This is a genomic window from Candidatus Doolittlea endobia (assembly GCF_900039485.1).
Lineage (GTDB): Bacteria > Pseudomonadota > Gammaproteobacteria > Enterobacterales > Enterobacteriaceae > Doolittlea > Doolittlea endobia.
On the sequence record NZ_LN999833.1, the window covers coordinates 566,348 to 579,598 of the forward strand.

6 protein-coding genes and 3 pseudogenes are annotated in these 13,251 nt (G+C 40.8%); 4 read left to right on the plus strand and 5 right to left on the minus strand.

Going from position 1 to position 13,251, the window contains the following annotated elements:
* Positions 1-178: 178 nt before the first annotated feature.
* Entirely contained in the window at positions 179-388 is a 210-nt protein-coding gene (gene cspE, locus A4A68_RS02030; RefSeq protein WP_067566004.1) for a transcription antiterminator/RNA stability regulator CspE, read from the minus strand.
* Between the two features lie 23 nt (positions 389-411).
* Positions 412-547 (minus strand): annotated as a pseudogene (locus tag A4A68_RS03490) (DUF2627 domain-containing protein).
* A gap of 1,122 nt (positions 548-1,669) precedes the next feature.
* On the opposite strand from A4A68_RS03490, the gene recA reads away from it, so the two are divergent.
* The 3 genes and pseudogenes from recA to A4A68_RS03900 all read left to right on the plus strand — a co-directional run.
* Complete coding sequence (gene recA / locus A4A68_RS02035) at positions 1,670-2,737, plus strand: recombinase RecA (RefSeq protein ID WP_067566007.1); 1,068 nt, start codon at positions 1,670-1,672, stop codon at positions 2,735-2,737.
* A gap of 1,305 nt (positions 2,738-4,042) precedes the next feature.
* On the plus strand, positions 4,043-4,963 hold the full coding sequence (gene accD / locus A4A68_RS02040) for an acetyl-CoA carboxylase, carboxyltransferase subunit beta (RefSeq protein ID WP_067566010.1): 921 nt from the start codon (positions 4,043-4,045) through the stop codon (positions 4,961-4,963).
* Between the two features lie 194 nt (positions 4,964-5,157).
* Positions 5,158-5,637 (plus strand): annotated as a pseudogene (locus A4A68_RS03900) (bifunctional tetrahydrofolate synthase/dihydrofolate synthase); the annotation flags it as partial.
* 288 nt (positions 5,638-5,925) lie between these two features.
* Here A4A68_RS03900 and A4A68_RS03495 read toward each other — a convergent pair.
* Positions 5,926-6,099, minus strand: a complete 174-nt coding sequence (locus tag A4A68_RS03495) for a hypothetical protein (RefSeq protein ID WP_158648177.1) — start codon at positions 6,097-6,099, stop codon at positions 5,926-5,928.
* 1,142 nt (positions 6,100-7,241) lie between these two features.
* On the opposite strand from A4A68_RS03495, the pseudogene A4A68_RS03715 reads away from it, so the two are divergent.
* A pseudogene (locus tag A4A68_RS03715) lies at positions 7,242-8,061 on the plus strand (amidophosphoribosyltransferase); the annotation flags it as partial.
* A gap of 739 nt (positions 8,062-8,800) precedes the next feature.
* On the opposite strand, the gene A4A68_RS02055 reads toward A4A68_RS03715, so the two are convergent.
* Positions 8,801-9,022 carry a YheU family protein gene (locus A4A68_RS02055; RefSeq protein WP_067566553.1) on the minus strand — a complete coding sequence of 74 codons (222 nt, stop codon included), beginning with the start codon at positions 9,020-9,022 and terminating at the stop codon, positions 8,801-8,803.
* Positions 9,023-10,221: 1,199 nt separating this feature from the next.
* Positions 10,222-11,889: a glutamine--tRNA ligase gene (glnS, locus tag A4A68_RS02065; RefSeq protein WP_067566021.1), complete on the minus strand. Its 1,668-nt coding sequence runs from the start codon at positions 11,887-11,889 to the stop codon at positions 10,222-10,224.
* Positions 11,890-13,251 lie beyond the last annotated feature (1,362 nt).

The following is a 13,251-nucleotide window of genomic DNA, read 5'->3' on the forward strand; positions in this document are numbered from 1 at the left end:
AACAGGACTTATCATTCTTCCAATTAGTGGTTGGAACCAGCGCAGTTGGTTTACAAGAAATAAAAAGACGCATGCAACAGCGAGAACCTCGAACGCCAAAGTTACCCCCTACTGACATAAGCCAAAGGGGGGAACTTGGATGCCATCCATCAGTCAAAGAACCATGCAGTAATCTGGATTACAAAGCAATTACGTTAACTGCTGAAGGGCCTTTCTGGCCATCCTGGATTTCAAATTCAACATTCTGACCTTCAGTTAGTGTTTTGAAACCATTACCCTGAATAGCAGAAAAGTGAACAAACACATCTTTGCTGCCATCAGCCGGAGTGATGAAACCAAAACCTTTAGACTCATTGAACCACTTCACTTGACCTTTAATCTTTGCCATCTTGCATATTTCCTTGAGAGTGTTTAAATCGCCTTTGAGCGACACAGAGACAAACTGGAGTCGTTACTGCTTGAGGCACTAAGATAAAGATCGGCAGAGAAGCGGTGTGCAATCGAAATTGTTTACACGCAAAACTTCTTTACTGAAAATGCCACTCATATACAGAACTGTACCTCGTTTTAATCAATTATGTTATCACATATTCTGTAAACAATGGCAAGCCATTTTTAATCAGGACCGAATATGCCACATAATTAAAGTATTTGGATGCCGCAGCAATGAAGTGCAGGAGTCTCTCATTTGAGACTAGGTTATAGTGTTACGACCTACCGTTCTGTCGGTTAAGTATGTTTTTTACTACATGTCTGGTTGTGTACAACAAGTCCTTATCAACGGCATACAGCAGTCATTAAAAATATAAGCATAGAAAATTTTATGCGATCATAAGCATAAACAGGCAACAAGGATTGTTTTTATTGGCATTAGATCTGATGCTATCGGCATCCTGCTTTAGGGTAATTGCTTTAAAATTTACTAGAACAGTACTGAGGCTAATACGTCATTCAGAACCATTCATTGCCATATCAACGAGAGTCTAGTAGATAGTGAAATGAAGCAGGAACGTTCGTAACCACAATTTTAATATATAGCGTTGAGCTCTCGATGCTGAATGGCTATTACATCGAACACCATCACCTTCACTAAGCGCATCACATCAACCTTTGCTATATTTAAAAAAACAAGAAGATAAAATCAATAAATTTAAGTCATAATTAATTAATGTGTGATCTACCAATAAATCTGAGTCATTACCAACTTTTCATCTAATATTGAAATACTGATCTATTACAGCAGGTGAACGATAGTCTACAATCTATGGCTATATTTTTGAAGCCGAAATGTACAGATACTACAAAAGTGTTAACACAAAATTAAAAACAATGCGTGACAAAATCATTGGATGATATATGACTGTACACTCTTATTAGTAAATATTAAGTCACTATCCACGTATATTGTAAGTTTGATTATATCGCTTATCATACTGATAAGGTTTGATAAGTTGTGTACGTTGGTATGTTCGTCTTGTGATGATAGTCCAGATTGGAGAGAACACATCATCAGATGATGTACTTTATGCTGATCATATCACTTGTCACTTTTTCTAAAAAGTTACTTGATACTGTACAATAATACAGTATAATTAGCACTCGATATCGCTGATATATATTATTTGGCGCAAAAGGGGGCAGTGTCGCTTCCAGCTCGATGGGAGTTAGAATGGCTATTGATGAAAATAAACAAAAAGCGTTAGCGGCAGCATTAGGGCAGATTGAAAAGCAATTTGGCAAGGGCGCAATCATGCGCCTAGGTGAAGATCGCTCCATGGATGTGGAAACAATCTCTACAGGTTCTCTGTCTCTAGATATTGCGTTGGGTGCAGGTGGGCTTCCTATGGGACGCATCGTTGAAATCTACGGCCCAGAATCATCTGGTAAAACGACCTTAACCCTGCAAGTAATTGCTGCGGCGCAGCGTGAAGGTAAAACCTGCGCTTTTATTGATGCCGAACACGCCTTAGACCCCATCTACGCTAAAAAGCTGTGCGTCGATATTGACAATTTACTATGCGCTCAGCCGGATACAGGCGAACAGGCATTGGAGATTTGTGACGCTTTGACCCGCTCTGGCGCCGTAGATCTTATCATTGTCGACTCTGTTGCGGCGTTGACTCCGAAAGCGGAAATTGAAGGTGAAATCGGCGATTCTCACATAGGGTTAGCCGCCCGCATGATGAGCCAGGCAATGCGGAAACTAGCGAGCAACTTGAAAAACACTAATACACTTCTAATTTTCATTAATCAGATCCGTATGAAGATTGGCGTTGTGTTCGGCAATCCTGAAACCACTACCGGCGGTAATGCGCTTAAGTTTTACGCATCGGTTCGTCTTGACATCCGCCGCATCGGCTCGGTAAAAGAAGGTGATATAGTGGTGGGCAGCGAAACCCGTGTTAAGATCGTAAAGAATAAAGTTGCCGCGCCGTTTAAACAGGCTGAATTTCAAATAATATACGGAGAAGGTATCAATATTTTCAATGAATTGGTTGACTTGGGTGTTAAACACAATCTGATTGAAAAAGCCGGTGCCTGGTACAGCTATAATAGCGAGAAGATCGGCCATGGCAAAGCCAATGCCTGTGGCTTCCTCAGGGATCACCCAGAAGTAGCGGCTGATCTGGACAAAAAGCTACGTAATATGTTGCTGTATAGCTCTGAGGGTAATAGTCTGGTTGGAGACGTAGAACGTGAAGATGAAATTGTCAGCAAAAACAATGAAGAATTTTAACCTACCGACAGTGAAAACGGGTAAGTCTGACTGCTACACGCAGTCACGAACAAACGCTGACCTCCCTTTTGAGTAGGCTTTAGGCTGTTGCTCCTTCGAGATGTGGCTTGTGTTCTCGTAATGGTAAACATCTCGGTTGACTTCTGATGGGCACATTGTAGATTAAAATCAAACTAGAGTACTATCTTCTCTCCCGCCGGCTATTTAAAAAAAGAAGCATAGAAGATCAATAAATTTGAGTCACAACTACAAATGAGTTCTGGCGCATGTTTGTAACGCGAGAAATACATCGTAAAATTATTTACTTTTAACATTAAAACGATACATGACAAAATTATTAAATAGCGTATAACTCTATGGGCTCTGGAGATAGAAGGCGCAGTCGTCAGCTAGAAATAATAATTGCATATTTGTGAGTAAAATATAGCTTTATTGAAAGCCGCGATATTCGCGAAAGCTTTATTACAAAATTGTTACAAAAATATTGCTATTGTGGATATAAAGCTACTATAGCTACGCTATTTGCAGTTTTGCTACGAACGACAACACCGGCATTTGCCGGCGTTATGCGTTATTCACAAACAAGTAAATTTACTTTTGGCGCAGCAAAAAATTCACAACATCAGCGTATCGTTTAAACTTTCACTGACAACATGTTCCAGTATTTTCATCGTATTATTTTCTGTTGACAAACATCGCTGTTACGCCAAGTAGCCGTAAATCAATGTATAATTATCCTGCGTCAAGAAGATGTTCGTCACAAATTAATGGAAAACATTCAATGTACTTCTTTAGGCAAAAGACATGGAAGAGGTAACGCCTTATTGGAGACTAAGATTTGCTTGATATTAGTATATGGTCATATACTATTCAATGAGCTTGTCATGCATCGTTTCTAATTTTAAAAGGCAATAAGTCTTATGGGTAAGACGTTTATGTAGGTATCAAATGATACCTCTCTATCCGTTGAACATTTGTTACATAACTGATTGACTCTAACAAGATATTATGGACTATACATTGGTCATGTAAGAAGCTGTGATGGTAGAATCATCTAGGATAATATTTGCACGATGAGTGATAAAATCAAACTTTATCTTTCCATGTATTTAAAGAATAAGCCGTGTCTGTCTTTAATCTGTGACAGAGTAAAAGTTAGACCAATGTGAATTAAGCACAGAGTTTTCTGTGCCAAGTCGCTAATCATTATGGCCTAATAAGCGATTTTTGTTCGACGTTTCAAGGGCAAACAGATATAGCGAACTGTCGAGTAGCAAATACCCGGTTCAAACAGAAAGGTTATCGATGAGCTGGATTAAACGCATTCTCAATAAGAGTACTATTGCCACGGCACACAAGGCGAACATCCCAGCAGGGATCTGGACTAAGTGTGATAGCTGCGGCCAAGTACTATATCGCGCGGAGCTAGAACGTAATCTAGAGGTCTGTCCAAAGTGTGATCATCACATGAAGATGGCCGCACGCGTGCGGTTGCACGCTTTTCTGGATAAAGGAAGTGAATTCGAACTTGGTAGTGAACTAGAACCTAAAGATATCTTGAAGTTCAAGGACTCAAAAAAGTACAAGGATCGCTTAGTAGCAGCTCAAAAAGTCACTGATGAGAAAGATGCGCTGGTAGTAATGAAAGGCGAGTTATACGGCATACCTATGGTAGCGGCTTCATTCGAATTTGCTTTTATTGGCGGTTCGATGTCCTCAGTTGTTGGCGCACGTTTCGTCCGCGCGGTCGAACAGGCGCTTGAGGACAGCTGCCCTCTTGTATGCTTTTCAACTAGCGGCGGTGCGCGCATGCAAGAAGCGCTAATCTCGTTGATGCAGATGGCTAAAACTAGCGCCGCTTTAGCTCGCCTCCGTGAACGGCGATTACCCTATATTTCTGTGCTGACCGACCCCACTATGGGCGGGGTTTCTGCTAGCCTAGCAATGTTAGGCGATTTAAATGTTGCTGAGCCGAAAGCCTTAATTGGCCTCGCTGGCCCACGGGTTATAGAACAGACGGTACGAGAAAAACTGCCTGCCGGTTTTCAGCGTAGTGAATTCCTGCTGGAAAAGGGCGCTATCGATCTCATCGTGCGCCGTCCAGAAATGCGACTGCGTTTAGCCAACCTGCTAGCAAAACTGACTAATCGGCCACAGCCGCAGGATCCATTGCCGAACACGCTACTTCTTGATACAGCTCAAGAAGGATCTCTTGACGAAATATAAAAGCGGTGCTAGCGCTGCTTGCTAGCATTAAACGAAACGGAGCTAGCTTATAGGGGCTAGCATCTCAAGATGAGAATATCGACAATAGTATATTTAAGAGTCCAAATTTCTTCAGAGTTTATCAAGATCATATCAGTACGTCATTTTGCTTTTATTTAAAAAATAATAATGTTTCTTTTATAAGAGACAGCCCTTTGCATATCAACCCCATCGATTTGAGACTAGAGAGGATGCGCCATGTGGCGACCGGACTGAATCTACTGCGTCCAGCCACATGGGCTATTATTGTTAGCGGCATCAACGATAAAGGTACTATTTATTAGCTACTGGAACTGATTTTTCTGGCAAGTGGGATACGTGTCGGCGTCTATAACTCTCCGCGTTTGTTATGTTATACTGAACGAGCGCTTCTTCAAGGTGAAGAATTACCGGAAGTCGATTATAGCAAAGTGATGGCGATTATCGAAGCCGGCCGTGGCACGACGCCGTTGAGCTATTTCGAGTTTGGTACGTTGGGAGCGTTGCAACTTTTTTCAGTGCTGGATGTAGTGATTCTTGAGGTTAGACTAGTGGACGGTTAGATGCAACTAATATCTGTTGATACCGACGTTACCATAATCACTTCTATCTCCTTCGATTATGCCGATTGGCTAGGGCTGGACTGTGCTAGTATCGCGTAGGAAAAGCTGATATTTCTGTCGTGAAAAACCAGCGGTAGTAAGGTGAGCCTGTTGGTGGTGTTGACAGAACGACGGCAGCACTGGTGTTAGTGGAATAATGTGTACGCGCGACCGGCCATTCTTCTGGAAAACGCAGCTACAGAGCTGACTGCTATTGTCCGCTTGCCGTTCGCGGTACCGAAAGCTGCTGTGTGCTAGAGGCAGCGCTGAGGTATTGCCCAGGGATGCTTTTGATGTGCCTACCAGGTTCCTCTGATCATTTTGATCAGCCGGCTACTTAGCTCAGCGTTTATCGGCGCTGTCCCGCACTGGCAAAGTCCGGACTCTAGTCGGTAGACTAGTGGATAAAATATTACCAGAGCGCTTATCCGCCGCGCGGTCAGATAGATGTTTAGTATTGCGTATCGCCTGAGGATTGGGTATGTGATAGTATTTGGCTTTTCTATACCGTTGCATTGGTTCTAGCTATGACTGAAATAGAAACATATTATATCACAATACTGTCTGCTAGGCCCCATTATCCTTATCACCTGCAGATTTTCTGCTATCCCGATAGTACAAAAACTTAGCAACAGTGATGGCTAGACGCGGCAAGGCCAGGCAATAATTAGCAAGCTAGCCAACGAAAAGGTCGGTAGCATAAGTAGCACAGTCCAGCCGCTAGTTGGCTGCTGGCTTCGATACTACTAGTAGTGGTATCCGTTAGCCGTCAGCGCCGGCATGTCGGATATCAAAGCACTCCGCCCGCATTTGCTAAACCGGCAATCAAACCGACTATGCGGATTGAGAGCGGATAGTGTCCAACTTACAAATGCCAAAAGTCAAAATATTCAAAGATCTGACGTTAAAAGGACAGGTACGTAATTGGCTGATGGTTATTTGACTATCGCGTCTATATCTCTTCACGTCCCTAGTAAAAGGCTCGATTGCTCGGATTGTTTTCGATATGTATACTCACCGGAATAAGCTGTAAATCGTATTTGACTTTGCCAGTTGAGCAGTTTTAACGATCAATTACTCCTATAAGTGCACGCTGAACATCTATACAGAACAGGTTGTTCAGGATTTTGATCATACTAAACGGGCGCCTTGCAGGCGGTTTGTGTATGAGGTATCGCTATTTTTCTGCGTCGGTGAACCTTTCGCTTATTGTAATTTATTTAAAATTGCTATAAATACACCAACCGGGTAAACATTTCTTCTATTAAAATTCACCGGGAAATGATCAAGAAAGGAGTACAGATATAATTGGTTGATTACGTCATTATTACGTCATTATTTTGTCCGCCGTTTTAGTAATTTAATTCTCAGGTTTGCGCGTGAGACACTATTTTACAAACCCTAGTCTGTGTAATTTTTTGTTGTTAGCCATTACTATAAGTTATTTGCGATATATTTGATTTGAAGAGCAGATGGCTTAACGTAGGTATTCTATTTCTGCGCGTTACGCGGCGTTTTAGCTGTATTGGTGGTATTATTCTTTCCGGATACGTATATCATCTTTCAAAGCAGGAGTGAAAGTGTTCCAATTGATACTGCAATTTAGTAATATTATCAGATGGTATATGTTCTAGTAAGCTGATCACGAGGAAATACCGATATGTGCGGTATTGTCAAATCTCGGTTTCATAACGGTAAAACAGTCTATTTATGATTGTGGCTCAGCACCGTGGAAAGGATGCGTCATACAGTATCACCATTGATGCCTTAAATTTTTTTTCTGCGTAAAGCCAATGGACTAGTTAAGGATGTTTTCGAAGCTCACCATACGCAGCAGCTGAAGGGCAGTATGGGCAGGCCACGTCCGTTATTTGATGGCCGGCAGCTCCAGTACTTCCGAGGCGCAGCTGTTTTACGTTAATTACCTTTTCGGGGTCACCTTGGGGCAGAAGGTGCAACTTGAAACTAATACCTACGTAAAAGCTTTTTAAAAGACGATATCATGTAAATACCACTTTTGATTCGGAGAACCTGCTAAAGTTTTGCCGCTGAGCTAGATCGCTTTCTGAATTATCTTCTAGAGGCGAACGATATTTTGTGACGGCGTCGGCGATACATTAGCAAATCCGCGGTGCCTACTTCTGTGTTGGCATGATTATCGGTCATGATTTATTTGCTTTTCGCGATCTTAATGGTATCGCACCCACTAGTTATCGGTAAGCGCACGCTAGAGGACGGGTATCATGTATATATTGTAACTTCCGAAAGTATGGCGCTGGATACGCTAGATTTTGATTGCCTGCGCTATCGCACCCGGAGAAACTGTATACGTCACGGGGAACAGCTGTTCACCCGGCAATGCGCTGAGAATACTAGGCATCAGCTCTGGTCTGTTGAATATTTCTGGATTCGTTCATTGACAAAATTTCAATCTATAGAGCACGTGCACAATTGGCTAAATGCTGGGTAAAAATCGCCAACGGAAAGCCAGAGATTTGCAAAATAGGAGGCTCTGTCCTTGTTATAATGATCATTCAGTATCTGAATTTTAACATTGTATCTGCAAGCGATGTTTGAAAATTTTTGATTTACATTTTTTATTGAAGCGCTCAATCAGATTATCGTCGATATGGAAATAAATAATTTTGATGTAAGGATACGGCGTGAACACTGGGCTGCAATATTATTAAGTGTTGCGTAAATCACGCAGTAACAAGAAATTGCAATTTGACACATCTTCAACAAGATTTTATAAACGGGCTATGATCTATGTAAACGGCTATTTTCTGCAGTGGTTATTGATTGTGATGCTGATGGTAACGATAAAGCTATTCATTTTCCAAAACATAAGTTAGACTCTTTTTTTAAAGAGTATGGCTACCCTTCATGTATTTTGCCTAATACAGAACAACCATTGTATAAGAAAATAAACTCTTGTCTATCTTTTAGACTGAGACATACATAAACATTATAGAAATTATTAATATCATTTAATAAATTAATAAACTAAATATAGTTTTACATGACTTCTGCAAGATCTGCTTATAAAGTCTTATTGGATCAACCAGTCATGTAGTAAAAAATATTCTCTTTCAAAGTTTAAAACAATATACAATAAAATTATTTAATAATATATGACTATATACCATTAGAACTAAATATTAGTCAAAATAGGATACAAAGCAATAACAGGCATTGGGATAAATGTGTGGCTCTTCTAATCGAAACGATATTGACTACGCAATATAATATTGATACTTTCATGCGATTCCGACCACACTAGCACCGCTTCACCGACTTGTACCTGGCGTAACACATCGGCGACTTTTTGCTGCAGTTTTTTTTCTTGTATACCATAATCCGTGCCTTCGCGCAGTACGAAGGATTCGATCACATTGTACAGAGTGATGGAATCAATCTGTTGCCAAGGAATAATCATGATCGGCATGTCTCCAGTGGTTGGCGAGCCGGTGACGTGACTTAATTTCACCGACAATTCGCTTGTTAAATCAGTACCGTGTTTGTTAATGCATATGCATCGTTGTTGATGATAGGCTTTCTTTAGGTTGCTACTATAATGCTCTTAAAATATGCTGCTTACTACCTTGTTCGCCCATTTCGGATTTTTGGCGTTCCATATCGCATGATACTAGGTATTATGTTCGGCATGTCGCTGCTAATGATACCTATCAGCATCGGTTAGTTTGATTGCACTTTTCCTACATTTATTTAATAGTAAAATTTGCATTGTCACTGACCGATTTTTAAAACCTGTCGTTACGAGTAAAAGAAAAGCATTGGTGTTTTAGCTAAAAACAAATAAGAAAATGACTATGCATCTCAATTAAATTACTCAGCGTTAATATAATTCTAGATGCATTCTAATTATAATTTGAGCATTGATTAAAAATTACTGATAATGATATATAGTCATATAGCCCTAAATATTGTCTGATTTTGGTTTTGAAAACAGTTGAATCTGCTGAGTATTAAGGTTTCCTATGAAATTTATGTGTTTATCGGCTTAAAAAGATAACTAGAGTTTATGTTCTTATGAATTAACAGAATAAAACCGCCAGCCAAGATTGTCTTTTACATACATAAACATGTTTATCTGTTTTACAGAAAATTCAGTCTTAGGGTCTAAGCTATCGGCAACCTGATTGAGCATTATGTTGTAAAATGCACAAGAATAGTATTGCTCCCCTACCTTGAAATCATTTTTTGTCATACCAAAGCTAATTTAGCGCATTTCTGGTAGAAAATTTCATAGCGAACAGCAGCAAGTCTGATTCAGGACTATAATTAAAGCTTTAAGTATGTTTTATCTTATCGATCTTGTAGCTAACGAATTGACTCGGTATCGCGAGGATCTCATCCCGTACAATCACGTACTAAAACATTAGCGTCGAGACATTGATTGACGCTGAAATGATTCATCGCTCCAGTATAAAATTGGACAAAATCCGGTGGCAATATATAGAATAACTATTCTATAAAGTAGCGTAACCACCAGTGTTTCAAACATGAAAACTAAAACAACCTAACGAAGTTTTTCGCTTACCCAGCTAACATTTGCAAAGCCATCTCCTTCATGGCAATAAACGATGCGCTTGGATGGTTAGTATCGAAAAGCATTTACATAACGGTTTGTGCAGACCAAACGTCGCGCAATCCCACTGTGCGGTTAAACACTAGATGCGTGGAGCTAGAACAGCGACTGTCGGCGAAAAAATAGCCTTCACGTTCAAACTGAAAAGGTTTACCCATATTAGCGACTAGTATGCTGGCTTCGACAAATCCCTGACGGATAACTAATGAATTGGGATTTAGCGTAGAAAGAAAATCCGTCGCCGCCGCTGGGTTGGCTGTGCTGAACAAGCGGTCATATAAACGGAACTCCGCGACGAGGCTACGGGTGGCTGATACCCAGTGAATTACACCTTTTACCTTACGCTCGCCCGTGGAATCTTCATTCCTGATATCAGGATCGTGACGGCAAAAAATCGTAGTAATTTGTCCCTGAGGACCTTTTTTCACACGTTCTGCTTTGATTACAAACGAATGGCGCAAGCGCACTTTCTTACCTAATACCAGCCGCTTGTATTGCTTGTCGGCTTTTTCGCGAAAGTCAGCTCGATCGATATAAATTTCACGGCTGAACGCCACCTGACGTGTTCCCATCTCTTGCCTATTGGGATGGTTTGGTATTGTAATATCCTGTTCATACCCCACAGGCAAACTTTCGATGACCACTTGCACGGGGTCAATCACTGCCATAGCGCGCGGCGCGCAATCGTTTAGATCTTCTCGTATGCAGGCTTCTAGTGCGGCCATCTCAACATTGTTAGCTTGCTTAGTTACGCCGATACGATGGCAGAATTTACGAATCGAAGCCGCCGTATAGCCGCGACGGCGCAGACCGGAAATGGTTGGCATGCGAGGATCGTCCCATCCTTCGACAATTTGCTTCGTAATCAGAAGATTGAGCTTTCTCTTAGAGAGAATAGCGTATTCGAGGTTGAGTCGAGAAAATTCATATTGCTGTGGATGTTCGTCGATTGTAATATTATCCAGTATCCAATTATACAACCGGCGGTTATCCTGAAACTCCAGTGTGCAAAGTGAATGGGTAATCCCTTCTAATGCATCGGAGATGCAGTGGGCAAAGTCATACATCGGATAGATGCACCATTTTGTACCGGTCTGATGGTGTTCGGCGAATTTAATGCGGTATAGCACAGGGTCGCGCATTACCATAAACGGAGAAGCCATATCGATTTTTGCCCGCAGACATGCGCTGCCTTCAGAAAATTCGCCTTGGCACATGCTGGCGAATAATTCCCGGTTTTCTTCCACGCTTTGATTCCGATAGGGGCTATTTTCACCAGGACGCGTCAATGTACCGCGATAATCGCGGATTTGATCCGGCGATAACCGATCAACATAGGCCAACTTCTTGTCGATAAGCTCAAGCGCGTAGTCATGCAGCTTATCGAAATAATCGGAAGAGTAGTGAATATCACCGCTCCAGTTAAAACCCAGCCATTGCACGTCGTGCTTGATAGAATCGACATATTCGATGTCTTCTTTGACCGGATTAGTATCGTCGAAACGCAGATTGCATTGGCCTTGATAATCCTGGGCAATGCCAAAATTGAGGCAAATCGACTTAGCATGGCCGATATGTAAATAGCCATTTGGCTCTGGTGAAAAACGAGTGTGTACTAATGTATGCCTCCCAGAAGACAAATCCTCATCAATGATTTGACGAATAAAATTCGTTTGGCGTAATGCAGCATCCATGTTAGTGCTCCTCTATGCATAAGCGTGATGTCTATCACGCCTATATTCCAAGATGCCATGATAGGAATAATCGTTTGTTAAAGAAATTTTTATTTCGGTATCATCGTGCTATGATTTAGTATTTTGTTAAGCACCGGCAAGGTGGCATTACAGGCTACATCCCCCCCTTTTTTATCTTCTCTTATGATTGAATTCCTATCATATAGCTTCGGTCGATTAGAAAATAATCTGAAGTTAACTCTTTGAGTTAGTCTGAATCAACTACTCCACACTATAAAATTGCCTGAAAAGTATCCCGTGCACATTGATAGCAGGTGCAGTGCACTGTGTGAGCCTTTTATAAATTTTACTGAGTAATTCTATATCTGCTGAATAGGTGAGATTTTCAAGATGGAATCCAACATTAATAAATAATCTACTATCTTTCGCAACACCATTCCATTTGTCTTTGTGTTGATGATATGCTAACTAAATAAATTTTCTATTCTATATTTTATTCCACAGAAGGCGCGGCCCTCTTTTTAAAAAAAAGAGATATCTCAAACTTTAGATAACAACTCCTAGTTCAATTTAATCACTGATTATACTATTATTCCTTTATAATAACAGCCTCTAAGTGCACATAGTAAGTCTAAACAAATTATTAGGGGAAAATGTCGCTAGTTATTCTAGCGACGTTTCGGTGACAGACGTGAATGCTTAGTTTTTCTCGCCAATTTCGTGTAGTGGTATGTCACTAGATTACGTTTAATATGTTCAAGCGAAACATTTTTGGTTGACGCAATCAGCATTATAATCAATCACGATAAACTAACACTAAGCAGATAAGTTAGTAGAGATAGCATAAGTGCTGTCAAAATCGCCCCTTTCAGGGGGATATATTGCAGAGCACAAGATCCAAATTGTCGAGCTGGCATCCATGTCAAATTGACAATAAACAGAAAGCAGTGCGCTCAACACGTCTGTGTTGAGCGTCATAACTAAAAACCGAGTTTCAGCGTTTATTTACTGTTATAGCACTCTACCACCAGCCATATAAGTAATAAACGTCGCAAGTACACATAGTTAGTGGTGACGCTAAAATTAGCCAATGTCAACATAAAACAAACAAAAATAAAACGAGTATGAACCTAACGAGGTTATGCAGTAGTCATAATACTTCCGTGCTACCGCGTCGATACCATGGTATAATATGTCATATATAATTTCCAGAATCACATGCTTTTACGAGAAAGATGTTTAATGTAGACATGTAAATTCGAATGATGCTACTCTATATCAGTTGAGCACATTTTTTTGACTACATGCTTAGTCTTCTCAAAGAAGACCGTTACAAACGGTCTATGCGTTAGGCATGTAGAG

Coding starts and splice junctions, on each gene's coding strand:
- cspE (WP_067566004.1), bottom strand. CDS start 388: ATGGCAAAGATTAAAGGTCAAGTGAAGTGGTTCAATGAGTCTAAAGGT.
- glnS (WP_067566021.1), bottom strand. CDS start 11,889: ATGGATGCTGCATTACGCCAAACGAATTTTATTCGTCAAATCATTGAT.
- accD (WP_067566010.1), top strand. CDS start 4,043: ATGAGCTGGATTAAACGCATTCTCAATAAGAGTACTATTGCCACGGCA.
- A4A68_RS03495 (WP_158648177.1), bottom strand. CDS start 6,099: ATGCAACGGTATAGAAAAGCCAAATACTATCACATACCCAATCCTCAG.
- recA (WP_067566007.1), top strand. CDS start 1,670: ATGGCTATTGATGAAAATAAACAAAAAGCGTTAGCGGCAGCATTAGGG.
- A4A68_RS02055 (WP_067566553.1), bottom strand. CDS start 9,022: ATGATTATTCCTTGGCAACAGATTGATTCCATCACTCTGTACAATGTG.